Annotated in this window: 20 protein-coding genes; 19 read left to right on the top strand and 1 reads right to left on the bottom strand. The window is 55.8% G+C overall.

The genetic code is table 11. From position 1 onward, the window contains the following. Positions 1-169: 169 nt before the first annotated feature. A complete protein-coding gene (locus G544_RS0108810; protein ID WP_161624115.1) occupies positions 170-1,459 on the top strand; it encodes an APC family permease in 1,290 nt (429 codons plus the stop codon). 21 nt (positions 1,460-1,480) lie between these two features. Here G544_RS0108810 and map read toward each other — a convergent pair whose 3' ends face one another. Further along, the gene (gene map, locus G544_RS0108805; protein WP_027274261.1) at positions 1,481-2,275 is read right to left on the bottom strand and encodes a type I methionyl aminopeptidase; all 795 of its coding nucleotides are present in this window, start codon (positions 2,273-2,275) and stop codon (positions 1,481-1,483) included. A 429-nt stretch (positions 2,276-2,704) separates the two neighbouring features. On the opposite strand from map, the gene G544_RS0108800 reads away from it, so the two are divergent. The 18 genes from G544_RS0108800 to dnaE all read left to right on the top strand — a co-directional run bounded on the left by G544_RS0108800 (position 2,705) and on the right by dnaE (position 24,425). Then, on the top strand, positions 2,705-3,631 hold the full coding sequence (locus G544_RS0108800; protein ID WP_027274260.1) for an aspartate carbamoyltransferase catalytic subunit: 927 nt from the start codon (positions 2,705-2,707) through the stop codon (positions 3,629-3,631). Continuing rightward, positions 3,631-4,935, top strand: coding sequence for a dihydroorotase (locus G544_RS0108795; RefSeq protein ID WP_036023631.1), 1,305 nt, complete (start codon positions 3,631-3,633; stop codon positions 4,933-4,935). The genes G544_RS0108800 and G544_RS0108795 overlap by 1 nt, the downstream gene beginning before the upstream one ends. A 572-nt stretch (positions 4,936-5,507) precedes the next feature. Further along, entirely contained in the window at positions 5,508-6,233 is a 726-nt protein-coding gene (gene rpsB, locus G544_RS0108790; RefSeq protein WP_027274258.1) for a 30S ribosomal protein S2, read from the top strand. Positions 6,234-6,373: 140 nt separating this feature from the next. Further along, positions 6,374-7,228, top strand: a complete 855-nt coding sequence (gene tsf, locus G544_RS0108785) for a translation elongation factor Ts (protein WP_027274257.1) — start codon at positions 6,374-6,376, stop codon at positions 7,226-7,228. Between the two features lie 105 nt (positions 7,229-7,333). Beyond that, the gene (gene pyrH / locus G544_RS0108780; RefSeq protein ID WP_027274256.1) at positions 7,334-8,071 is read left to right on the top strand and encodes a UMP kinase; all 738 of its coding nucleotides are present in this window, start codon (positions 7,334-7,336) and stop codon (positions 8,069-8,071) included. 84 nt (positions 8,072-8,155) lie between these two features. Continuing rightward, positions 8,156-8,713, top strand: a complete 558-nt coding sequence (gene frr, locus G544_RS0108775; RefSeq protein ID WP_027274255.1) for a ribosome recycling factor — start codon at positions 8,156-8,158, stop codon at positions 8,711-8,713. A 567-nt stretch (positions 8,714-9,280) separates the two neighbouring features. After that, entirely contained in the window at positions 9,281-10,477 is a 1,197-nt protein-coding gene (ispC, locus tag G544_RS0108770; RefSeq protein WP_027274254.1) for a 1-deoxy-D-xylulose-5-phosphate reductoisomerase, read from the top strand. Between the two features lie 205 nt (positions 10,478-10,682). Continuing rightward, positions 10,683-11,441: a (2E,6E)-farnesyl-diphosphate-specific ditrans,polycis-undecaprenyl-diphosphate synthase gene (gene ispU, locus G544_RS0108765; RefSeq protein WP_027274253.1), complete on the top strand. Its 759-nt coding sequence runs from the start codon at positions 10,683-10,685 to the stop codon at positions 11,439-11,441. Between the two features lie 9 nt (positions 11,442-11,450). Beyond that, entirely contained in the window at positions 11,451-12,302 is an 852-nt protein-coding gene (cdsA, locus tag G544_RS0108760) for a phosphatidate cytidylyltransferase (RefSeq protein ID WP_027274252.1), read from the top strand. A gap of 6 nt (positions 12,303-12,308) precedes the next feature. Beyond that, positions 12,309-13,670 (top strand): sigma E protease regulator RseP, encoded by a 1,362-nt coding sequence (gene rseP / locus G544_RS0108755; protein WP_027274251.1) that lies wholly within the window; start codon positions 12,309-12,311, stop codon positions 13,668-13,670. 31 nt (positions 13,671-13,701) lie between these two features. Continuing rightward, a complete protein-coding gene (bamA, locus tag G544_RS0108750) occupies positions 13,702-16,110 on the top strand; it encodes an outer membrane protein assembly factor BamA (protein ID WP_027274250.1) in 2,409 nt (802 codons plus the stop codon). A gap of 66 nt (positions 16,111-16,176) precedes the next feature. Beyond that, on the top strand, positions 16,177-16,662 hold the full coding sequence (locus tag G544_RS0108745; RefSeq protein ID WP_027274249.1) for an OmpH family outer membrane protein: 486 nt from the start codon (positions 16,177-16,179) through the stop codon (positions 16,660-16,662). 3 nt (positions 16,663-16,665) lie between these two features. Continuing rightward, positions 16,666-17,691, top strand: coding sequence for a UDP-3-O-(3-hydroxymyristoyl)glucosamine N-acyltransferase (lpxD, locus tag G544_RS0108740; RefSeq protein WP_027274248.1), 1,026 nt, complete (start codon positions 16,666-16,668; stop codon positions 17,689-17,691). Positions 17,692-17,856: 165 nt separating this feature from the next. Continuing rightward, positions 17,857-18,312: a 3-hydroxyacyl-ACP dehydratase FabZ gene (gene fabZ, locus G544_RS0108735; protein WP_027274247.1), complete on the top strand. Its 456-nt coding sequence runs from the start codon at positions 17,857-17,859 to the stop codon at positions 18,310-18,312. 4 nt (positions 18,313-18,316) lie between these two features. Beyond that, positions 18,317-19,105 (top strand): acyl-ACP--UDP-N-acetylglucosamine O-acyltransferase, encoded by a 789-nt coding sequence (gene lpxA, locus G544_RS0108730; RefSeq protein WP_027274246.1) that lies wholly within the window; start codon positions 18,317-18,319, stop codon positions 19,103-19,105. Between the two features lie 3 nt (positions 19,106-19,108). Next, complete coding sequence (lpxB, locus tag G544_RS0108725; protein ID WP_027274245.1) at positions 19,109-20,263, top strand: lipid-A-disaccharide synthase; 1,155 nt, start codon at positions 19,109-19,111, stop codon at positions 20,261-20,263. A gap of 22 nt (positions 20,264-20,285) precedes the next feature. Continuing rightward, positions 20,286-20,885 carry a ribonuclease HII gene (gene rnhB, locus G544_RS0108720; protein WP_036023716.1) on the top strand — a complete coding sequence of 200 codons (600 nt, stop codon included), beginning with the start codon at positions 20,286-20,288 and terminating at the stop codon, positions 20,883-20,885. 57 nt (positions 20,886-20,942) lie between these two features. Further along, positions 20,943-24,425, top strand: a complete 3,483-nt coding sequence (dnaE, locus tag G544_RS0108715; RefSeq protein ID WP_027274243.1) for a DNA polymerase III subunit alpha — start codon at positions 20,943-20,945, stop codon at positions 24,423-24,425. Positions 24,426-24,431 lie beyond the last annotated feature (6 nt).

The raw sequence follows: 24,431 nt of genomic DNA, 5'->3' as shown, positions 1-24,431 counted from the left end.
TATCGTGTTGATAAACAATAGAGCAGGCGCCGCGCCGCTTGTCTTGATCGCCCTTTTGCTGTCTTTTGACTTTTCCCAGAGTTCATTGGCCGTTCGCGCCGTGGGATATGGCGCAGTGCCGCTATATATGATTTTTGCGCTGGTATTCTTTATTCCATTGGTACTGATAATGACTGAAATAGGCGTAGATCTTCGCCGCCAAGGCGGCGGAATTTACGCTTGGATGAGTCGCTATCTCGGGGCCAGGCTGGCGTTTGTCGGCTTATTCGTCTGGTATTTATCCTGCATCATCGTAATGGGGAACTACGTTTCTTACGTGGTGTACGATCTGTCGTTCTTTATTTGCGGTGGCGATCCCTCTTCGCTATACCAGTTCGATACCTGGCTGCGAGGCAGTTTAACGACTATTGTTGCGGCGATGGCGACCGCTATCGCCATTAAATGGCACAGCCGTTTATCGGTCATTATCACGGTAGGCGCAGCGGCGCTCATTGGTTTTATATTGATGCTGCTGTTAGCCTGTTTGCCTTCATTTTTTTTAGCCAATGCCCCGGCGATTGACGCTCCAACCGTTCAGGCAAGCTATTTTCCCTTTGAGCTGAGTTCCAGGCTTGACGCAGAGCGTAAAAAAGAACTCTCCGCTCAGCTGGTGGCGCAGATTGTTTTTGCCTATTGCTGTATTAGCGCGGCGGGCGGATTAGCCAATAGTGCTAAAAACGTGGGCAACAGGTTTAAGAAAAAGCTGACGCTGGCGGTCGTTGCGATTGTTGCCGGTTACGCAGCAAGCGTATTGATATGGAACACCCAGCCCATAGCCGACAGATATTGGGTTGCGAGTATTTTTGAGTTAACGAAAGATCTGGGCGTCTCATGGGCTAAGGTCCTGCATCTATCCTCCGACACCGCTGCGGCCATAGGTGACGGATTGCTGCGTATTTCAGGGCTTCTCCTGTTTCTGGCCGCGACGGCGGCGTTATCAATCTTGATTCATGCGCCTCTGAGGCTGTTGATGAGGGGCGTTCAGGAAACCTCTAAGTCAACAAACACGGCGGGAGTATCGGCGAAAGCGATGTGGGTACAGTGCCTGTTGGTGTTAGTCGTGATGAACGCATCGCGAGAGCAGCATCACTATCTGATTGATACGCTGACTCAGGTTTCTATGGCCTTGCCCTGCATCCTTCTGGCCGTCGCGTTCTATTTATTTAAAACGAAGCCTCATTTCGAGAGTGGCTCCATCATACCCAAAAATCGCCTGTCGGCGTTTTTAGTCAGTGGCGCAGTTGTTGGGGCGATTATTCTTTCCAACGTTAGCGCCATTATGGCGCCGGGCGTTTATATGGGGGAATTTGAGCGAGTGGAGTGGGCGCTGTATGGAGGCGCAATCGTCGTGCTGGCAGGGTTGGCCGCTTATGAAATCTACCGTCGCAGGATAAATAAAGAAAAGACGCCGGAAGCCTAAGCTTCCGGCGCGTAGCGAGAATTACTCGGCGGGCGTCAGAATCGCCTCAATGGTGTCGTCTTTGCGCAGGGTGAGGATTTCACAGCCGTCGTCGGTAACGGCGATCATGTGTTCATACTGCGCGGAGAGGCTGCGATCTTTGGTTTTTACCGTCCAGCCGTCCTTCATGGTGCGGATGTGGTAGTCGCCGGCGTTGACCATCGGCTCGATGGTGAAGGTCATGCCCTTTTGCAGCACCACGCCGCCGTCGTCTGCGTCATAGTGCAGCACCTGCGGCTCTTCGTGGAAGCCTTCGCCGATGCCGTGGCCGCAGTATTCGCGAACGACCGAAAAGCCCTGTGACTCAACATATTTTTGAATCGCCTTGCCCAGCGTGCGCAGGCGAATGCCTGGCTTCACCATCCTCAGCGCCAGATAGAGGCTTTCCTGCGTTACTTTGCACAGGCGATCGCCCAGGATGGTCGGTTGGCCGACGGTATACATTTTGGACGTGTCGCCGTGGAAGCCGTCCTTAATGACGGTCACGTCGATGTTGACGATATCGCCGTCCTTTAGCTTTTTGTCATCGCTGGGGATGCCGTGACAAACCACCTCGTTGATGGAGATACAAACCGACTTGGGAAAGCCGTGATATCCCAGACAGGCGGAAATCGCCTGCTGCGTATTGGTGATGTAGTCGTGGCAAATTCTGTCCAGCTCGCCGGTTGTGACGCCGGGCTTTACAAAAGGCTCGATCATTTCCAGCACTTCGGCGGCCAGGCGGCCGGCTACGCGCATTTTTGCGATGTCTTCGGGAGTTTTTATTGATATAGCCATAAAGCAGAGTCCATGTTGAATCGCCGCGAATATACCCGTCATACTTCAAGGGGTATTGACAACGATTATCAATACAAGATCCCGCTATGGTATCAGCCCTGCGAAAGAGAGCCAAATTTATTGCCGGGAACGCTTCAAATTTATCGACCGCTTGCATTGTAAAAATGTCGACCTTTTGCCACAAATAAGATTGACGAAAGCGTTTTTTCTGGTAAATTAAGAAGGTTTGTGCGCAGGTTATAATGCCCTTGAGGGCTTAACCTAAAAACGTATACAAACGCCACTTAACGAAAAAGAAAAGGTTAAGACGACGGATGAAGATACACATAGACAAAGCGGTTGATACCAACCCCTAATCATATGCCTACGGGCCGTTGATTAGGGGTTTTTTTTCGTCTGGACTTCAACAACAGGGGAGCAGAAAAAAGAATGCGAGGCCAACATATACTGGGGTTGGAACACATGTCGCCCGCCGACATCGAACGCGTGCTGACCACCGCGGAAGAAATGAAAAAAATGGTGGGCCGTCAAAAAAACAAGAAACTTTCCGTTTTGCGCGGAAAAGCAATCGTTAACGTCTTCTTTGAAAACAGCACCCGCACCCGTTCATCCTTCGAGCTGGCGGGGAAATACTTGGGAGCGGACGTCATTAACATCGCAGCGTCGACGTCGAGCGTGGCTAAGGGAGAGAGCCTGCGCGATACGCTGTTGACGGTACAGGCGATGGGCATAGACGCCATCGTAATGCGCCACAGCGCCGAAGGCGCAGCGCAGTATGCGACCCGCTACGTGAAGGCGGTGGTGATTAATGCCGGAGACGGCGCCCACGAACACCCAACGCAGGGGCTGCTGGACCTGCTGACTATTCGCCAGCATCACGGCGAGATTGCGGGCAAAAAGGTGGCTATCATCGGCGACATTCTGCACAGCCGGGTGGCTCGTTCCAACGTCTGGGGATTATTGAAAATGGGGGCGGAAGTGCACCTCGGCGGCCCGAAGACGCTTATTCCCAAAGAGATGGTCGATATGGGGGTGACTATCCACCATCGGGTTGAGGACGCCATTGCCGACGCCGACGTAGTGAACGTGTTGCGCATTCAGCTTGAGCGCCAGAAGCGGGGGCTGTTCCCTACGCCTCGCGAATACGCCCGCATCTTCGGCATCAACGACGAACGCCTGAAGCTTGCAAAAAAGAACGTTCTGGTGATGCACCCTGGCCCGATGAACCGCGGGTTGGAAATCTCGCCCGACGTCGCCTACGGCCGCTTTTCCGCCATTGAAGAGCAGGTCAATAACGGGGTGGCGGTCAGAATGGCGGTACTGTCTTTAACTTTAGCCGATGAGGAATGCGCGTAATGTCACAGTGGTTAATTCAAAACGGTCACCTGATCGATCCGGCAAACGGTTTGGACGGCGCGTTTGACGTTCGCGTTGTGAACGGCGCCGTTGCGCAGGTCGGCAAGGGGTTAAAGCCCGAGGCGGGAGACGAGCTTATCAATGCTGCGGGGCTTATCGTAAGCCCAGGGTTTATTGACATCCACTGCCACCTACGCGAGCCCGGTCAGGAGGCGAAAGAAGACCTGTTGACCGGTACGGCGTCAGCTGCCGCCGGCGGCTATACCACGATTTTGACCATGGCCAATACGCGTCCGGTTATTGATCAGGCCATTATCGTCGAGGGCATGAAAAATAAAATTCGCCGCGACGCGCTGGTGCGGGTCGAGATTACCGGCGCAGTGACTAAGGGGCTGGAAGGCAAAGAGCTGGCCGAGATTGGCGACATGGCGCAGGCCGGCGTGCGGGCGCTCTCCGACGACGGCTACTACGTGGACGACGGCCGCCTGATGCGCGCCGCGCTGGAGTACGCCAGCATGTTCGACCTGCCGGTAATTTCCCACTCGGAAGACTGCTGCCTGGTAGCGGACGGCGTTATGCACGAAGGCTGCGTATCGGCCAAGCTGGGCCTGAAAGGGCGCCCGGCCGAGGCGGAAAATATTGCCGTCTCCCGCGAGCTGATGCTGGCGGAAATGACCGGCGGCCACATCCACATCGCTCACGTCAGCAGTAAAGGCGCGGTAGAGCTGATTCGCGCCGCCAAGGCCAAGGGCATCAAGGTGACCGCCGAAGTGACGCCGCACCACCTGTGCCTGGTGGACAAGAGCATCGAATCGTTCGACTCGGCGTTTAAGGTCAATCCGCCGCTTCGCACCAACGAGCACATCGAAGCGCTGCTGGAAGGGCTGAAGGACGGCACGCTGGACGCCATCGCCACCGACCATGCGCCCCACGCGTACGAAGAAAAGGACTGTGAGTTTAACGAGGCGCCCTGCGGCTTTGCCGGCTTTGAGACGGCGTTCAGCGTACTGCACAGCCGTTTTGTCGAGACCGGGCAGTGGAGCGTGCAGGATCTTATCGCCAAGATGACGTCAGGCCCGGCGGCGGCGTTTGACTGGAAAGACAGGGGACACTTAAGCGTCGGCGGCCTGGCGGATCTGGTGCTTATCGACCCGAAGGCCAAATGGGTTGTCGACCCCGACGCGCTGCTGACGCGCGGAAAGTCCTGCCCGTTCAGCGGCATGCACATGACCGGCAAAGTGGTGAGAACCATGGTCAACGGTCGCTGGGTTTATCAGGATGGGGAAATCCTGCGGGAGTGCTAAACTTTCGTTAACGACCGCGGCGTGAACACAGGGCGTGCCGCGGGGCGTTTTTCCGCTATTCGCCCGCCAACGTGCATCAGGCTGTGTCCCGCAATTGTACGCGGATGGCGCTGGAGGTCATTTTTACGCAGAGCAAGGCGCGAGGGGCGAGGTTTGGTGGGCCCAAATAAGCCGCGAGTAACGCAGCGCTGCGTAAAAAGGACCCCAGCCCTTCGGGACGCGTGCCAAAAGGTCGTTCTCTGCGTTGTCGCACTTGAGCATAGGCCCACTATGCTCTGCGCGCTCTGCCTTGATAACGACCTTTTGGGGAAGCCGAGCCACCACGGACAATTGCGGGACACAGCCTAAGAATAAGTAGTGGCGTTTAGTGGTGCTTTTATGGTATAAAGCGCGCCGGAAATCCGTCTTGTTTTTTATGAAATGCAGTACGGTATTTTCATTCACTTTTACTTAACGTTATAACACACACGTATCGGCACATGCGGCGGGGTGCCTTGAAGCGTTATTCGCTCCAGGGTCGGCGTTATGGGATGCGTGGAGGCATAACCCCAAACTTTACTATAGAGGTAATAATGGCAACTGTATCTATGCGCGACATGCTCAAGGCTGGCGTACACTTTGGTCACCAGACCCGTTACTGGAACCCGAAAATGAAGCCGTTCATCTTCGGTGCTCGTAACAAAGTGCATATCATCAACCTTGAAAAAACCGTACCGATGTTCAACGAAGCTTTGGCTGAGTTAAACAAGATCGCTTCCCACAAGGGCAAGATCCTGTTTGTTGGTACCAAGCGCGCAGCGTGTGAGCCAGTAAAAGAAGCCGCTAAAAGCTGCAACCAATTCTACGTTAACCACCGTTGGTTAGGTGGCATGCTGACTAACTGGAAAACCGTTCGTCAGTCAATCAAGCGTTTAAAAGAATTAGAAGTTCAGGCACAGGACGGTACGTTCGACAAGCTAACCAAGAAAGAGGCGCTGATGCGTACTCGCGAAATGGACAAGCTGGAGAACAGCCTGGGTGGTATCAAAGAGATGGGCGGCCTGCCTGATGCGATTTTCGTCATCGACGCCGACCACGAGCACATCGCTATCAAAGAAGCAAACAACCTGGGTATCCCGGTATTTGCGGTAGTTGATACCAACTCCGATCCGGACGGCGTTGACTTCGTTATCCCTGGTAACGACGATGCTATCCGCGCAGTACAGCTGTACCTTGGCGCTGTTGCAGAAACCGTTCGTGAAGCTCGTTCAGCTCAGGGCGTTCAGGCCGTAGAAGAAAGCTTCATCGAAGCGGAGTAATAAGGCGTGCTCCGTAGAGAGCCCTTATTAACCAGGTATTAATTATGTTGGTTAGGGGGCCTGAATAGGCCCCCTATTTGCTTGTAGATAACTTGTTTATTACAAAACGTCCGACAAAGAATAACCGAGGATTAAAGAGAATGGCTGAAATTACTGCAGCTCTAGTAAAAGAACTTCGCGACCGTACCGGCGCCGGTATGATGGAATGTAAAAAAGCGCTGGTTGAAGCTAACGGCGACATCGAGCTGGCTATCGACAACATGCGTAAGTCTGGTCAGGCGAAAGCGGCTAAGAAAGCCGGTCGCGTGGCTGCTGAAGGCGTTATCCTGACCAAAATCGCAGCCGACGGTAAGCGCGGCGTGATTCTGGAAGCTAACTGTGAAACCGACTTCGTTGCTAAAGACGCTGGCTTCCTGGCCTTTGCAAACGGCGCTATCGACGCTGCGCTGGCTGAAAACATCACCGATGTTGAAGCGCTGAAAGCCAAGTTTGAAGAAACCCGCACCGCGCTGGTGGCGAAGATTGGTGAAAACATCAATATCCGTCGCGTCGTCTTCCTGGAAGGCGAAAAGCTGGGCGCATACATGCACGGCGCTCGCATCGGCGTTCTGGTTGCTGCAACCGGCGCAGCTGACGATGAGCTGGTTAAGCACATCGCAATGCACATCGCTGCAAGCAAGCCCGAGTTCGTCTCTCCGGACGACGTTCCGGCTGAAGTCGTTGCCCGCGAGCACGAAATCCAAATCGATATCGCGATGCAGTCCGGCAAGCCGCGCGAAATCGCCGAGAAGATGGTTGAAGGCCGTATGCGTAAGTTCACCGGCGAGATCTCTCTGACCGGTCAGGCTTTCGTTATGGAGCCGAGCAAAACCGTCGGCGACCTGCTCAAAGAGCGCAAGGCTGGCGTAGCTCAGTTCATCCGCTTTGAAGTGGGTGAAGGCATCGAGAAAGTAGAAGTAGACTTTGCGGCAGAAGTTGCTGCGATGGCTAAGTAATCTTCTCTTGATGAAAAAACGGATCGATAGTCGTATCGGTCCGTTTTTTTAAGTAGTTAGGATATAAACCGACGACAACTCTCTGCCGACTTAGGAAATCAAACCATGGCAACCAACGCAAAACCCGCATATCAAAGAATCCTGCTTAAACTCAGCGGCGAGGCCCTACAGGGCTCTGAAGGTTTCGGTATTGACGCCAGCGTCCTTGACCGCATGGCTCAAGAGATTAAGGAATTGATTGAGTTGGGCGTCCAGGTCGGCGTTGTGATTGGCGGCGGTAACCTGTTTCGCGGCGCGGGGCTGGCTAAGGCCGGCATGAACCGCGTAGTGGGCGACCACATGGGGATGCTGGCGACCGTAATGAACGGCCTGGCCATGCGCGATGCGCTTCATCGTGCCTATGTGAACGCCCGCCTGATGTCTGCGATTCCGCTAAACGGCGTCTGCGACGACTACAGTTGGGCCGAAGCTATCAGCCTGCTGCGCCACGGTCGCGTAGTGATTTTCTCCGCCGGCACCGGCAACCCGTTCTTTACGACGGACTCCGCCGCTTGTCTGCGCGGCATCGAAATCGAAGCCGACGTTGTGCTGAAAGCGACAAAAGTTGATGGCGTTTTCTCTGACGATCCGGTAAAAAATCCGGATGCGACGCTGTATGAAACCCTGAACTATCAGGACGTTTTAGAGCGTGAATTGAAGGTGATGGACCTCGCGGCCTTTACGTTGGCGCGCGATCACGGTCTCCCTATCCGCGTGTTCAACATGAACAAGCCCGGCGCGCTGCGTCGCGTGGTCATGGGCGAGCCGGAAGGAACCCTAATCTGCGCGCAGGCCACATCATAATCGCCTCGACGCGTATGCGCATAATTTTACGGACCCTGCATTAAGCGCGGTTCCCACTATTATTCACATTGAAAGGTTGGCAACGTGATTAACGAAATTAAAAAAGATGCAAAAGAGCGCATGGAAAAGTGCGTAGACATGTTCAAAACGCACATCAGCAAGGTGCGCACCGGCCGCGCTCATCCGAGCCTGCTGGACGGTATTATGGTTGAATACTACGGTTCTGCGACTCCGCTTCGCCAGCTGGCGAACGTGGTGACGGAAGATTCCCGCACTTTGGCTATTACCGTATTTGACCGCAGTCTGTCTCCGGCAGTAGAAAAAGCGATCATGGCTTCCGATCTGGGCCTCAACCCGTCTTCCGCCGGTACGACCATCCGCGTTCCGCTGCCGCCGCTGACGGAAGAGCGCCGTAAGGATCTGACCAAAGTCGTACGCAACGAAGCCGAACAGGGCCGCGTTTCCGTACGCAACGTTCGCCGCGACGCGAACGACAAGATCAAGGCGCTGCTGAAAGATAAAGAAATCGGCGAAGACGAAGAGCGCAAAGCGCAGGATGAAATCCAGAAGCTGACCGACGGTTACATCAAGAAGATTGATGAGTCGCTGGCGGAGAAAGAAGCCGAACTGATGGCGTTCTGATTTCGCTTCTGGCTAATAAAGAAAACCCGGTGGTGGCGTTTGACCTACGGCCGGGTTTTTCTTTTTTAACTCGTTGAAAATACGGGTGACCGGGAGTTTTCTGGGGTATCGTGATTCCGGTGTAAGAAAAGCGTAAAATGTGAGACCGTTGGTAAAGGTCTTGAATAAAACTTACGGAGTTAAACGGCGGGAGAGGGCTACTCGCGTCGCTCGCCCTACGGGCCAACACTTCGTGTTGTTCAACGCCTAAAGGCGTTGTCCGTAGGGGTCGACTTGGCGTAAGCCAACGACAAACCGGCAAAGCCGGTTTGAACAGCGCTTGCGCTGGCACTGATGGGGGAAGCCCGAAGGGCTTCATAACGGTCCCTAGGAGGGCTAGGCCCGCCGTACTCCCAAAGTTAATACAAGCGCCCTTCCGGCCGAGCACGATGGCAATATGAGTAAGTTGTATTTTCGGCCGGAATATCCGCTGTAGCTAATTAAGATGGTTTGTCATAAATCTTAAATGTGCCATTCTTTTTACAGACGCGCTCTGTGAGAAATGTCGTGAATAGTAGTAATAACCTGATGAAAAAAATAACGATACTTGGTTCGACGGGGTCTATCGGGCACAGCACGCTGGCGGTGATCAGAGAGAATCCCGAACGGTTTTGCGTTTATGCGCTGGTCGCCGGACGTAATGTGGACGCGATGCTGGCGCAGTGCCGCGAGTTTCGCCCTCAATACGCCGCCATGGCCGACGAGCGTTCGGCCTCTACGCTTCGGGCGCGCCTGAAGGAGGAGGGGCTCTCAACCGAAGTGCTGAGCGGGCATAATGCCGCCTGCGAACTGTCGTCGGCGCCGGAAGTCTCTCAGGTTATGGCGGCTATCGTCGGCGCAGCGGGGCTTTTGCCTACGCTTGCGGCCATCCGGGCCGGCAAGCAGGTTCTGTTGGCTAATAAAGAGTCGCTGGTGACCTGCGGTCGGCTGTTTATGGATGCCGTCACGCAGTATGGCGCCCAGCTGTTGCCGATCGACAGCGAGCACAACGCGATTTTCCAAAGCATGCCGCCTGCGGTGCAGCACGCTTTAGGCTGCGCGTCGCTGAAGGACAACGGCGTAGTCAGCATTATTCTTACCGGGTCCGGAGGCCCTTTCAGAACGACGCCGATAGAGCAGTTGGCGTCAATGTCTCCGGATCAGGCCTGCGCCCACCCCAACTGGTCGATGGGAAGAAAAATCTCCGTAGATTCAGCAACCATGATGAATAAAGGGCTGGAGTATATAGAGGCCCGCTGGCTGTTCAATGCATCCGTTGAGCAGATGGAGGTGCTGCTGCACCCCCAGTCGGTGATCCATTCGATGGTGCGCTATCAGGATGGCAGCATTCTCGCGCAGCTCGGTTCGCCGGATATGAAAACGCCGATTGCGCACGCAATGGCCTACCCGGAACGCATTTCTTCCGGCGCGCAGCACCTTGATTTTTGTCGCCTTGGGGCGTTAACGTTTGAGCAGCCCGACTTTGCGCGCTACCCGTGCCTGAAGCTGGCGATGGACGCCAGCCTCGCAGGGCAGGCGGCGACGACCGCGCTAAACGCCGCGAACGAGCGCAGCGTGGAGGCGTTTTTGCAGCAGCGGATCGCCTTCACCGATATCGCAAAAGTGAATCATTTGACGCTGGATTCCCTATGCCACAGGGAACCTCAGAGCGTCGACGAGGTCTTGTTTATTGACGCCTGGGCCCGGGAACGAGCTGATGATGTCATTTCATCGCTGTGCGGTTAATCACGGCAGATTTGTTCGTATCAGGGTGAAATGGTATAGTTTGCGCCATGATAACTGTCCAAGCTATCAGCTCTTCGGATCTGGAAAAGAGAAAGCGTGCTTGAACTGGTTTCACGAGCCGTGCGGTGTTCACGGCTTTTTTGCGTAAGAAGAACGGTAGTTTTTTGCTGTTGTTCTATTAATTATTTAGGAATGCTAACTGGTTATGTCGCCCGTTAAACAGCAGAACGATAACAATCAAGCCTCTGTTCCGCGCCACGTTGCTATTATTATGGATGGCAACGGCCGTTGGGCTAAGCAATTAGGGAAACTGCGCGTTTTCGGCCACCAGGAAGGGGCTAAAGCGGTGCGTCGGGCCGTCAGTTTTGCCGTAAGCCGGGGCATTCAGGCTCTGACGCTCTATGCTTTCAGCAGCGAGAACTGGAACCGCCCCGCGCAGGAAGTGTCCGCGCTGATGGAGCTGTTTGGGCGCGCGTTGGATAAAGAAGCGCCAAGTCTGCACAAGCATAACGTGCGCCTGCGGGTGATTGGCGACATTACGCGCTTTAGCGATCGCCTGCGCGCCAAGATCCACAAGGCGCAGGCGTTGACGGAAAACAATACCGGTCTGACGCTGAACATCGCCGCTAACTACGGCGGACGTTGGGACATCACTCAGGCGTGCCAGACGCTGGCCAGAAAGGTCGCCGAAGGTGAGCTGAAGCCGGAAGACATCAGCGAGCAGGCGATTGGCCAGTACGTGAACCTTCGCGATCTGGCGCCGGTCGATTTAGTGATAAGAACCGGGGGAGAGCATCGGATAAGCAACTTCCTGCTGTGGCAAATCGCCTATGCGGAACTGTACTTTACCGAAGTGCTTTGGCCCGACTTTGATGAACTTGTTTTTGAAGGTGCGCTTAATGCGTTTGCACAGCGTGAGCGTCGTTTTGGTGGGACTGAACCCGCGAGTTGTAAGGAAATCTAGGAGGCACTCGTGCTGAAGTCACGCATCATTACTGCGCTGATTCTTATTCCGTTGGTTATTGCCGCGCTGTTTATGCTGCCGCCGCTGCCCTTTGCTATCGTTATTATTGCGGTATGCATGCTGGCCGCCTGGGAGTGGGGACAGTTTCTCGGTTTTAAAACCGCCGCTTTTCGCATTCCTTTGGCCGTGCTTTGCGGCATCGGCCTTGGGGCGCTCTACTGGCCGGTTTACGCCTCCGGCATGCCGCCGTTAGCGAATCCCGTCGTCGATGCGTTTCTGCTGGCCTCGTTAGGATGGTGGGCGTTGGCGCTGCTTATGGTGCTTAGCTATCCGTCATCGGCGCGCTTTTGGCAGAAATCTCCGTTGCTGCGCCTGATGTTTGGCGTGTTGACGATCGTTCCGTTCTTTTTCGGCATGATTGCGCTTCGCCAGCACGGCCTGCAGGAAAACGCCTATACCGGCGCGTGGTGGCTGCTGTACGTGATGGTGCTGGTCTGGGGCGCGGATTCCGGCGCCTATGCGTTTGGACGCCTGTTCGGCAAGCATAAGCTGGCGCCTAAGGTCTCGCCCGGTAAAACCCTTGAGGGGCTTATCGGCGGGCTGGTAACCTCTGCGCTTATCGCCTGGCTGTTTAGTCTTTTCGTACCTTTACATATTTCTTTAAATACGCTTCTCATCTGTTCGGTATTGGCTGTGTTAGCATCGGTGCTGGGCGATTTAACGGAAAGCATGTTTAAGCGCGAATCGGGCATAAAGGACAGCAGCCAGCTTATTCCTGGCCACGGCGGCGTGCTTGACCGAATTGACAGTTTGACGGCGGCTATTCCGGTATTTGCCTGTCTGATTTTTCTTATTTTCTAAGGCGGGCTGATGAGTACAATTCACACCATAGTGGTCTTTATCATTGCGCTGGGGCTTCTAGTCACGGTGCATGAGTTTGGCCATTTTTGGGTGGCGCGCCGCTGTGGAGTCAAAGTTATTCGTTTTTCTATCGGTTTTGGCAAAGCGCTGTGGCGCAGAACCGATAAGAAAGGCACCGAATTCGTTATCGCCGCCATTCCTCTCGGCGGCTATGTCAAAATGCTTGACGAGCGTGCGGAAGAGGTTGAGCCACACCTTCGCTCACAGGCGTTTAACAATAAAACCGTCGGGCAGCGTGCGGCGATTATCGCGGCAGGCCCTTTGGCTAACTTCCTGTTTGCCGTTTTTGCCTACTGGCTAGTTTTCATTATCGGCGTGCCGACGCTGCGCCCGGTTATCGGCGACATTACTCCCCAATCTATTGCTGCAAAAGCGAATATTTCCGCCGGCATGGAACTAAAGTCCGTTGCGGGTATCGAAACGCCTGATTGGAGCGCCGTTCGTATGGCGCTTTTAGGACAGATTGGCGATAAGCAGATTGAGGTGACCGTGGCCCCGTTTGGGTCTTCGGTTGAGCAGAAAAAGACGCTGGATATTTCCAACTGGGCGTTCGATCCGGAGAAGGAGAGTCCGATACAAACGCTGGGCTTTATGCCTAAAATGCCACAGGTTGAGCCGGTGCTGGACGTCGTCCAGCCGGATTCAGCGGCGCAGAGGGCAGGGCTGAAGCAGGGCGATCGGCTGTTGAAGGTTAACGGGAAAGACGTCGGCCAATGGCAGGACTTCGTTAAGCTGTGGCAGAGCAGCCCCGGCCAACCTATTGAGTTGGTCGTTTCTCGCGCCGGCGAAAACCAGACGATCGTGATGACGCCGGACGTCAAGACGCTTGATGATGGTTCGAAAATCGGGTTTGCCGGTATTTCACCTAAAGTCATACCGCTGCCGGAAGAGTATCAAATAACCCGCCAATACAACGTATTTTCAGCGGTTTATCAGGCAGCAAGCGAAACCTGGCAGCTGACCAAGCTCACTGCCAAAATGATAGTAAAACTGATAACGGGCGACGTGAAGTTGAAAAACCTGAGCGGCCCGATATCAATTGCTCAGGGAGCTGGCGTAGCCGCCAGCTATGGACTGGTTTATTATCTGATGTTTTTAGCGATAATTAGCGTAAACTTAGGCATAATTAACCTGTTCCCTCTGCCGGTGTTGGACGGTGGCCATTTGGCCTTTCTGGCGGTAGAAAAGGTAACGGGTAAACCGGTGTCTGAGCAAGTTCAGGACTATAGTTATCGGGTTGGGGCAATCTTATTGGTACTGTTGATGGGACTTGCGCTTTTCAATGACTTCTCGCGCTTTTACGGCTAGAGAATTTGGTTAGGATGAACAGATAATAACGATGGCGATGAAAAAGTTGCTTTTAGCCTCGCTGCTGTTTGGCAGCGCCACCGCATACGGTGCCGATTCGTTTGTCGTACAGGACATTCGTTTTGAAGGATTACAGCGCGTAGCCACGGGCGCTGCGCTGTTGAACATGCCCGTTCGCGTAGGCGACACGGTCAGCGATGCGGATATCGGTAATACCATCCGGGCGCTGTTTGCTTCCGGTAACTTCGAAGACGTCAGGGTGCTGCGAGACGGCAACGCGCTGATTGTTCAGGTTAAGGAACGCCCGACTATCGCCAGCGTGACTTTCTCCGGCAACAAGGCGGTGAAAGACGACGCGCTGAAGGAGAATCTGGAAGCCTCCGGCGTTCGCGTCGGTGAAGCGCTGGACAGAACCACCCTGAGCTCCATGGAGAAAGGGCTGGAAGACTTCTACTACAGCGTCGGTAAATACAACGCGTCGGTAAAGGCTATCGTCACGCCGCTGCCGCGCAACCGCGTCGACCTGAAGCTGGTGTTCTCCGAAGGTGAATCCGCCTCTATTCAACAGATCAATATCGTCGGCAACCACGCGTTTTCCAACGAAGAGCTGGTCAGCCGCTTCCAACTGCGCGATCAGGTGCCGTGGTGGAACGTGGTGGGCGATCGCAACTACCAGAAGCAAAAGCTGTCCGGCGACCTTGAAGCGCTTCGCAGCTTCTATCTGGATCGCGGCTATGCCCGCTTCAACATCGACTCTACCAACGTCAGCCTGACGCCGGACAAGAAAAGCATCTACATCACTATCAACATCACCGAAGGGCAGCAGTACAAGCTTTCCGGCGTTGAGGTGAGAGGCAACCTGGCCGGTCACGGCGCGGCGATTGAAGACCTCGCCAAGGTTGAGCCGGGCGAACTGTACAACGGCAGCAAGGTGACGCAGGTCGAAGACAGCATTAAAAAGCTGCTGGGCCGCTACGGCTACGCCTATCCGCGCGTGGCGACGCAGCCTGAAATCAACGACGCAGACCGCACCGTGAAGCTGCACATCAGCGTGGACGCCGGCAACCGCTTCTACGTGCGCCGCATTCGCTTTGAAGGCAACGACGTCAGTAAAGACTCCGTACTGCGCCGCGAAATGCGCCAGATGGAAGGGGCCTGGCTTGGCAACGATCTGGTTGAGCAGGGCAAAGAGCGCTTGAACCGCCTCGGCTACTTTGAAACCGTCGACGTAGAAACCGAACGCGTGCCGGGATCCCCTGACCAGGTTGACGTTGTTTATAAGGTGAAAGAGCGCAACACCGGTACCTTTAACTTCGGCGTTGGCTTCGGTACCGAAAGCGGCGTGAGCTTCCAGGTTGGCCTGCAGCAGGAAAACTGGATGGGTACGGGTAAGAGCGTCGGTATCAACGGTACCAAAAACGACTACCGGACCTACGTAGAACTGTCCGTTACCGAACCCTATTTCACCGTTGACGGCGTGAGCCTCGGCGGCAGAGTCTTCTTCGATCAGTTCAGCGCAGACGATGCGGACCTGTCCGACTATAGCAAGGACAGCTTCGGCGTAGGAACGACGCTGGGCTTCCCGATCAACGAAAACAACGCGCTGCGCTTCGGTCTGGACTTCGTCAGCAACGACCTGTCCGAAATGCAGCCGCAGCTCGCCATGTGGCGCTATCTTGAGTCGGTCGGAGAAAAACCGGCGCTGAACGAGAAGGCCGACTACAAGGCCTACGACTTCTTCCTGTCCGCAGGCTGGAACTACAACAGCCTGAACCGCGGCTACTTCCCGACGTCGGGTTCTCGCGCCGGCCTGAACGGCAAGGTGACGATCCCAGGATCTGACAACGAGTACTACAAGTTGACGTTTGACAGCGCCTCTTACTATCCGATCGACAGCAAAGACAAGTGGGTGATGTTAGGTCGCCTGCGCGCCGGCTACGGCGACGGTCTGGGCGGTAAAGAGATGCCGTTCTACGACAACTTCTATGCGGGTGGTTCCGGTACGGTGCGCGGCTTCCAGTCGAACAACATCGGTCCTAAGGCGGTTTATCTGAGAAACTGCTCGACGCCGAATACGCTGGCGGGATGTTCTTTAGACCACAGTGACGACGCCGTCGGCGGTAACGCCATGGGCGTTGCCAGCGTTGAGCTGATTTTCCCGACGCCGCTGGTTGACGACAAGTACGCTAACTCGCTGCGAACCTCGATTTTCTTCGACGCCGGTACGGTGTGGGATACTAACTGGAAGGATACGGCGGCCACCAAGGCTAACGGCGTTCCAGACTACAGCGACCCAAGCAATATACGTACTTCCGCCGGCGTGGCGCTTCAGTGGATGTCTCCGCTGGGGCCGCTGGTCTTCTCCTACGCGAATCCGTTGGATAAGTATGACGGCGATAAGTCAGAGCAGTTCCAGTTCAACATCGGCACTACGTGGTAATGATGCTGAGCCCGGTAGTAAACAATGGGTCTAGGCCCAAGGCAATTATGAGTTAAGGAGTTCAAATTGAAAAAGTGGTTATGTGCTGCAGGTCTAGGTTTAGCTATGGTTGCTTCTGGCGTTGCCCAGGCGGCCGATAAAGTCGCCGTCGTTGACGTCATGCAGGTTCTGCAAAAGATGCCTGAGCGTGAAGCCATCGCCAAGAAGCTTGAAGGCGAGTTTAAGTCCCGCGCTGCCGATCTGCAAAAAGAAGAGAAGACCGCGCAGGACAACGTGAAGAAGCTCCAGACTAAGGGCGCTTCCATGAAGGCCGCTGAGCGTACCAAGATTGAAAACGACATCAAGGCATTCCAACAGAAGGCTGCTGCCTTCACTCAGGACAGCCGTCGTCGCGAATCTGAAGAGATGAACAAGCTGGTCGCTAAAGTCCAGGCCGCAGTGAAGACCGTTGCCGATAAAGAAGGCTATGCCGTCGTCGTTAAATCTGACGCTGCTTTCTACAGCAATGCGGAAAACGATATCACTGAGAAAGTGCTTGCACAGGTAAAATAAGTGATGCAGTCCATTCGTTTAGCTGATTTAGCCGAACATTTGGGTGCACAACTGCACGGAGATGGCGATATCGTCATCTCCGGCGTTGCCTCAATGAGTTCTGCGAAAGAAGGGCAGATTACCTTTTTATCCAATTCGCGCTATCAGGAGCAGCTGTTAAACTGCCGCGCCAGCGCGGTGGTGGTGGCCGAAGAGAATCTACCGTTCTGTTCGCACCTGGCGGCGCTGGTCGTTAAAAATCCGTATCTGAGCTATGCCCGCATGGCCCAGCTGCTTGATACGACGCCAATGCCAGCCAAAGACATTGCGCCTTCTGCCGTCATCGACCCGAGCGCGAAGCTTGGCCAAAACGTTTCTATCGGCGCTAACGCGGTGATTGAATCGGGCGTAGAGCTTGGCGATAACGCTATTATCGGCGCAGGGTGTTTCATTGGTAAAAACGCGCGCCTGGGCGCAGGCACCCGCCTGTGGGCCAACGTGACGATTTACCATGAGGTTGTGATGGGCGAAAACTGCCTGGTCCAATCCGGCACGGTCATTGGCGCTGACGGCTTTGGTTATGCCAACGAGCGCGGCGAGTGGGTGAAAATCCCTCAGCTGGGTACGGTTCGCATTGGCGATCGCGTAGAGATCGGCGCCTGCACCACGATTGACCGCGGCGCGCTGGACGACACGCAGATTGGCAATGGCGTTATCATTGATAACCAGTGCCAGATTGCGCACAACGTCATTATTGGCGACAATACGGCGGTTGCCGGCGGCGTCATTATGGCCGGAAGCCTGAAAGTGGGTCGCTACTGTCAAATCGGCGGCGCCAGCGTTATCAACGGCCATATGGAAATCTGCGATAAGGCCGTCGTAACGGGAATGGGCATGGTGATGCGTCCTATCACCGAGCCGGGAATTTATTCTTCAGGCATTCCGCTTCAGACCAACAAGGAGTGGAGAAAGACCGCCGCTCTGGTGCTGAATATAAATGAGATGAGTAAACGGCTGAAGGCCGTTGAGCGTAAGGTTGATGGGAAATAGGCTGGTGCCGATATGCGTATAACGACCTAGCGCATCAAGGTATATGTAAAATAAACAATTATTGAGCCATCAATTTTATTTTTTTGTTTGCGGCCTGCCTATCGGATGAAAAGCAGGCCGCGTCGTTGATACTATCAGTTCAGTTTAGAAGACAGGAAGAGTATTTTGACTACTGACAATCACACTCTGGATATCGAAGAGATCCTGAGTTTATTACCCCACCGCTACCCGTTTTTGCTGGTCGACCGCGTATTGGATTTCGACAAGGGCAAGTTCCTGAAGGCGGTGAAGAACGTTTCTGTCAACGAGCCTTTTTTTCAGGGACATTTCCCGGGCAAGCCGATTTTCCCTGGCGTGTTGATTCTGGAAGCCATGGCGCAGGCCACCGGCATTCTGGCGTTTAAGAGCCTTGGCCGCCTGGAACCCGGTGAACTTTACTACTTCGCCGCCGTTGACAACGCCCGATTCAAGCGCCCGGTACAGCCGGGAGACCAGCTGATCCTTGAAGTTGAATTTATTAAAGAGCGTCGTGGCGTAGCGCGCTTCCGCGGTGTCGCCAAGGTTGACGGCGAAATCGCCTGCGAAGCCGACATGATGTGTGCACGACGCCGGGAGGCTTAATACCGTGATTGATAACACCGCCTTTATTCATCCTACTGCGATTGTTGAAGAGGGTGCCGTTATCGGCGCAGGCGCGCACATCGGCCCTTTCTGCTGGGTAGGCGCTGACGTTGAAATCGGGCCTGGAACCGTTCTCAAATCTCACGTCGTGGTGAACGGCGTGACGAAAATCGGCGCCGATAACCAAATCTACCAGTTTGCTTCCGTCGGCGAGGTGAACCAGGATCTGAAATACGCAGGCGAACCGACTCGCGTAGAGATTGGCGATCGCAACCGGATCCGCGAGAGCGTGACTATCCATCGGGGTACGGTTCAGGGCGGTGGCGTCACTCGCATTGGCAACGATAACCTGCTGATGATCAATGCGCACATCGCGCACGACTGTCAGATCGGTAACCGCTGTATTTTCGCCAACAACGCGACGCTGGCGGGCCACGTTGAAGTAGACGACTTTGCCATTATCGGCGGCATGACGGCGGTGCATCAGTTCTGCATCATCGGCGCCCACGTAATGGTTGGCGGCTGCTCCGGCGTTGCTCAGGACGTTCCTCCATATCTGATAGCCCAGGGCAACCACGCGACGCCTTTTGGCGTCAATATTGAAGGCCTTAAGCGCCGCGGCTTTGACAAGCCCGCGATACAGGCTATTCGTCAGGCGTACAAGCTGCTTTACCGCAGCGGAAAGACGCTGGATGAAGCCAAGCCTGAAATCGAAGCGCTGGCGAAGGAACAGCCCGCCGTGCAGCCGTTTGCGGACTTCTTTGAACGCTCAACCCGCGGCATCATTCGATAAACAATGTCGAATCGTCCTCTGACAATTGGCCTGGTCGCCGGGGAAACCTCCGGCGATATTCTTGGCGCCGGGCTTATCCGTGCGCTTAAAGAGCGGGTGCCCGACGCGCGCTTTGTCGGCGTCGCCGGGCCTTTGATGCAGGCCGAAGGCTGCGAAGCCTGGTTTGAAATGGAAGAGCTGGCGGTAATGGGCGTGGTGGAGGTGCTGGAGCGCCTGCCCAGGCTGCTGAAAATCCGTCAAACGCTGGTTCAGCGCTTTAGTGAACTGAAGCCGGACGTGTTCGTCGGCATCGACGCGCCGGATTTCAACATCACTCTCGAAGGCAAGCTAAAGCAAAGCGGCATTAAGACTATTCACTACGTCAGCCCCTCCGTTTGGGCGTGGCGTCAAAACCGCGTTTTCAAAATCGGTCGCTCGACCAACCTGGTGCTGGCGTTCCTTCCTTTTGAAAAGGCGTTCTACGATCGCTTTAACGTTCCCTGCCGCTTTATCGGTCACACCATGGCGGACGCCATGCCGCTGGATGCCGACGTAGAAGCTGCGCGCCAACGACTGGGCATTGCGTCCGACGTTCACTGCCTGGCGCTGCTGCCGGGCAGTCGACATGCGGAAGTGGAGATGCTGAGCGCGGACTTTTTGCAAACCGCTCGCCTGCTGCGCGAACGCTACCCCGACCTTGAAATTCTGGTGCCGCTGGTCAACGCCAAGCGTCGCCAACAGTTTGAACAGATTAAAGCCACTGTCGCCCCCGATCTGTCCGTGCGGCTGCTGGACGGTCAGGCGCGCGATGCGATGATAGCCAGCGACGCTGCCCTCTTGGCGTCGGGTACGGCGGCGCTTGAGTGCATGCTGGCCAAGTGCCCGATGGTGGTCGGCTACCGCATGAAGCCCTTTACCTTTTGGCTGGCCAAGCGCCTGATTAAGACGCCGTACGTTTCTCTGCCCAACCTGCTGGCCGGCCGCGAGCTGGTCAAGGAGCTGCTGCAGGAAGAATGTACGCCGCAAAAGCTTTATGACGCCCTGATGCCGCTTTTGGATAAACAAAACGAAAACGTCAAAGCGCTGAGGGAAACCTTCACCGAGCTGCACCAAAGCATCCGCTGCGATGCGGACGTTCAGGCCGCCGAGGCGGTGCTGGAATTAGCCGGCAGACAATAACAGGGACAGCGCAATGGCAAAGATGACTTTTCCGCCTTTTGTATACCCACAGGCTTCGCTGATTGCCGGCGTAGATGAAGTCGGGCGCGGCCCGCTGGTCGGTGCAGTGGTAACTGCCGCAGTTATTTTAGATCCTGCCAGGCCGATCGTCGGGCTGGCGGACTCAAAGGCGCTGAGCGAGAAAAGGCGGCTGGCGCTGTGCGAAGAAATTAAACAGAAGGCGCTGTGCTGGTGCCTGGGGCGCGCCGAGCCGGATGAGATCGACCGCCTGAACATTCTGCACGCCACGATGCTCGCCATGCAGCGGGCGGTAGCCGGGCTTACCGTGCAACCGGAGTGGGTTCTGATTGACGGCAACCGCTGCCCGACGCTCCCTATGAGGTCGCAGGCAGTGGTTAAGGGCGACAGCCGGGTTGCAGAAATCAGCGCCGCCTCTATCATAGCCAAAGTAGCGCGCGATGCCGAAATGGCCGATCTGGACGCCCTGTTTCCCCAATACGGCTTTGCCCAGCATAAGGGATACCCGACGGCGCTCCATCTGGAAAAGCTGGCGGAGCACGGCGCGACCGAACATCACCGTAAAAGCTTTGCGCCGGTTAAGCGTGCGCTCGGGCTGGCTTAGGCCGTCGGGCCTTTCTTCTTTTTGAATAACGAACGTCATTAGATAGCGGGTAGCAACATGGCCGAACCTCGTTTTGTTCATCTTCGAATCCACAGCGACTATTCCATGATAGATGGGCTCGCCAAGGTGGGCCCGTTGGTGAAAAAGGTTGCCGCGTTGAACATGCCGGCCATGGCTATCACCGACTTTACCAACCTGTGCGGACTGGTGAAGTTCTACGGCTCGGCGCACGGGGCGGGCATTAAGCCCATTATCGGCGCCGATTTTCGCATGCAGGGCGGGCTGACGGGAGACGAGCTGGCCGAGCTGACCGTACTGGCCTCCGATAACGTCGGCTATCAGAACCTGACGCTGCTGATCTCCCGCGCCTATCAGCGCGGCTACGTGCAGGGCGGGCCGGTTATCGACCGAGACTGGCTGATTGAGCACAAAGAGGGGCTTATCCTCCTGTCCGGCGCGCGGTTTGGCGACGTCGGCCAGTCCCTGATACGCGGCAACCAGCAGCTGGTTGACGAATGCGTCGCCTTCTACCGCGAACACTTTCCCGATCGCTACTACCTTGAGCTGGTGAGAACCGGCCGCGAGGACGAAGAGCTTTATCTGCACGCCGCCGTCGAGCTGGCGACCAAAGAGGGCCTGCCGGTCGTCGCGACCAACGACGTGAAGTTTATCGCTAAGTCTGACTTTGACGCGCACGAAATCCGCGTGGCGATCCACGACGGCTTTACGCTGGACGACCCGAAGCGGCCGAAAAAATACAGCGTCGAGCAGTATCTGCGCAGCGAAGAGGAAATGTGCGAGCTGTTCTCCGACATTCCTGAAGCGCTGATAAACAGCGTGGAAATCGCCAAGCGCTGCAACGTCACTATCCGCCTGGGTGAGTACTTTCTGCCGCAGTTCCCGACCGGCGAGATGACCACCGAAGACTTCCTGGTCAAGTGCGCCAAAGAGGGGCTGGAAAAGCGTCTGGAATTTTTATATCCCGATGAGGACGTGCGCGCCAAGCGGCGCGGCGAGTACGACGAACGCCTGGAGGTTGAGCTTAACGTTATCAACCAGATGGGGTTCCCCGGCTACTTCCTGATCGTGATGGAGTTTATCCAATGGTCCAAGGACAACGACGTGCCGGTTGGCCCGGGGCGAGGCTCCGGCGCGGGCTCGCTGGTGGCTTATTCTCTCGGCATTACCGACTTGGATCCGCTGGAATTTGACCTGCTGTTCGAACGCTTCCTGAACCCTGAGCGGGTATCGATGCCCGACTTCGACGTCGACTTCTGCATGGAGAAACGCGACCGGGTGATTGACCACGTTTCCGAAATGTACGGTCGGGACGCGGTTTCGCAAATTATTACCTTCGGCACCATGGCGGCGAAGGCGGTTATCCGCGACGTGGGCCGCGTGCTGGGCCACCCCTACGGCTTCGTCGATCGTATTTCCAAGCTGGTGCCGCCCGATCCGGGCATGACGCTGGAAAAGGCGTTCGCCGCCGAGCCGCAGCTGCCTGAGCTGTATGAGTCGGACGAAGAGGTGAAGGCGCTTATCGACATGGCGCGCCAGCTTGAAGGCGTCACGCGCAACGCCGGCAAGCACGCCGGGGGCGTGGTGATTTCGCCCACCAAGATAACCGACTTCGCGCCGCTGTACTGCGACCCCGAAGGGCAGTTCCCGGTCACCCAGTTTGACAAGAACGACGTCGAGTACGCCGGCCTGGTGAAGTTTGACTTCCTGGGGCTGCGCACGCTGACCATTATCGACTGGGCGTTAGAGATGATTAACGCCCGCCGCGCCAAGAGCGGGCTTGAGCCGATAGACATCTCGGCCATTCCGCTTGACGACCAGAAGAGCTTCGACGTCCTGCAGCGTTCGGAAACCACCGCGGTATTCCAGCTTGAATCCCGCGGCATGAAGGATCTGATTAAGCGCCTGAAGCCCGACTGCTTCGAAGACATGATCGCCCTCGTGGCCCTGTTCCGTCCGGGGCCGCTACAGTCGGGGATGGTGGACAACTTCATCGACCGTAAGCACGGGCGCGAAGAGATATCCTATCCGGACATCCAGTGGCAGCACGAGTCGCTCAAGCCGGTGCTGGAGCCGACCTACGGCATTATCCTGTATCAGGAACAGGTCATGCAGATTGCCCAGGTGCTGGCGGGCTACACCCTCGGTGGCGCGGACATGCTGCGCCGGGCGATGGGTAAGAAAAAGCCCGAGGAGATGGCCAAGCAGCGCTCGGTGTTTAAAGAGGGCTCGATTAAAAACGGCATCGACGGCGAGCTGTCGATGAAGATCTTCGACCTGGTGGAGAAGTTCGCCGGCTACGGCTTTAACAAGTCGCACTCCGCCGCCTATGCGCTGGTGTCTTATCAAACGCTGTGGCTTAAGACCCACTATCCGGCCGAGTTTATGGCGGCGGTGATGACCGCCGATATGGACAACACCGAAAAGGTGGTGGGCCTGGTGGACGAATGCCTACGTATGGGGCTCAAGGTGCTGCCGCCGGACATCAATAGCGGCCTGTACCATTTCCACGTCAACGACGACGGCGAAATCGTTTACGGCATCGGCGCCATCAAGGGCGTCGGCGAAGGGCCGATTGAGGCCATTATCGAGGCCCGCAACCAGGGCGGCTATTTTAAAGAGCTGTTCGACCTGTGCGCCCGTTCCGACATGAAGCGCCTGAACAAGCGGGTGCTTGAAAAGCTGATTATGGCCGGGGCCTTTGACCGGCTTGGCCCGCACCGCGCGGCGCTGATGCACTCGCTGACCGAAGCCATGAAGGCGGCGGATCAGCACGCCAAGGCCGAAGCGCTGGGGCAGGCCGACATGTTCGGCGTGCTGGCCGAAGAGCCTGAGCACGTTGAAAAAGCCTACGCTAACGTGCCGCCGTGGCCGGAGCAGGTGATCCTGGACGGCGAACGCGAGACGCTGGGGCTATACTTAACCGGCCACCCGATCACGCAGTATCTGAAGGAAATCGAACGCTATACCGGCGGCATTCGCCTGAAGGATATGCACCCCACCGAGCGGGGCAAAATGACCATGGCCGCCGGGCTGGTGGTTGCCGCCAGAGTGATGACCACCAAGCGAGGTAACAGAATTGGCATTTGTACGCTTGATGATCGTTCCGGTCGTCTTGAAGTCATGCTATTCTCTGAGGCACTTGAAAAATACCAGCAGCTGCTGGAGAAAGACCGCGTCCTGATTGCAACCGGACAGGTCAGCTTTGATGATTTTAGCGGCGGACTTAAAATGATGGTCCGCGAATTAATGGACATCAGTGAAGCGCGGGAAAAATACGCCCGCGGCCTTGCCATATCGTTAACGGACGGGCAAATTGATGACCAGCTGTTAAACCGTCTTCGCGAATCGTTGGAACCGCATCGATCGGGGACGATCCCAGTTCATCTGTATTACCAGAGAGAAGACGCAAGGGCGCGACTGCGCTTTGGCGCCGCGTGGCGAGTGACGCCGAGCGAACGCCTGCTTATCGACCTGCGGACTCTGCTTGGCAATGCCCAGGTTGAATTGGAATTTGATTAAAATAGG

It is taken from the genome of Leminorella grimontii ATCC 33999 = DSM 5078 (assembly GCF_000439085.1).
Lineage (GTDB): Bacteria > Pseudomonadota > Gammaproteobacteria > Enterobacterales > Enterobacteriaceae > Leminorella > Leminorella grimontii.
The sequence above is the reverse complement of the archived record's forward strand: the minus strand, read 5'-3'. Positions and strand labels throughout refer to the sequence as shown.

Bases quoted from the DNA above. Each gene is read 5' to 3' on its own strand.
- ispC (WP_027274254.1), top strand. From the start codon at position 9,281: ATGAAAAAAATAACGATACTTGGTTCGACGGGGTCTATCGGGCACAGC.
- G544_RS0108800 (WP_027274260.1), top strand. From the start codon at position 2,705: ATGCGAGGCCAACATATACTGGGGTTGGAACACATGTCGCCCGCCGAC.
- rnhB (WP_036023716.1), top strand. From the start codon at position 20,286: ATGACTTTTCCGCCTTTTGTATACCCACAGGCTTCGCTGATTGCCGGC.
- lpxD (WP_027274248.1), top strand. From the start codon at position 16,666: ATGCAGTCCATTCGTTTAGCTGATTTAGCCGAACATTTGGGTGCACAA.
- G544_RS0108810 (WP_161624115.1), top strand. From the start codon at position 170: ATGACTGAAATAGGCGTAGATCTTCGCCGCCAAGGCGGCGGAATTTAC.
- map (WP_027274261.1), bottom strand. From the start codon at position 2,275: ATGGCTATATCAATAAAAACTCCCGAAGACATCGCAAAAATGCGCGTA.
- pyrH (WP_027274256.1), top strand. From the start codon at position 7,334: ATGGCAACCAACGCAAAACCCGCATATCAAAGAATCCTGCTTAAACTC.
- dnaE (WP_027274243.1), top strand. From the start codon at position 20,943: ATGGCCGAACCTCGTTTTGTTCATCTTCGAATCCACAGCGACTATTCC.
- ispU (WP_027274253.1), top strand. From the start codon at position 10,683: ATGTCGCCCGTTAAACAGCAGAACGATAACAATCAAGCCTCTGTTCCG.
- lpxB (WP_027274245.1), top strand. From the start codon at position 19,109: ATGTCGAATCGTCCTCTGACAATTGGCCTGGTCGCCGGGGAAACCTCC.
- bamA (WP_027274250.1), top strand. From the start codon at position 13,702: ATGGCGATGAAAAAGTTGCTTTTAGCCTCGCTGCTGTTTGGCAGCGCC.
- G544_RS0108795 (WP_036023631.1), top strand. From the start codon at position 3,631: ATGTCACAGTGGTTAATTCAAAACGGTCACCTGATCGATCCGGCAAAC.
- tsf (WP_027274257.1), top strand. From the start codon at position 6,374: ATGGCTGAAATTACTGCAGCTCTAGTAAAAGAACTTCGCGACCGTACC.
- rpsB (WP_027274258.1), top strand. From the start codon at position 5,508: ATGGCAACTGTATCTATGCGCGACATGCTCAAGGCTGGCGTACACTTT.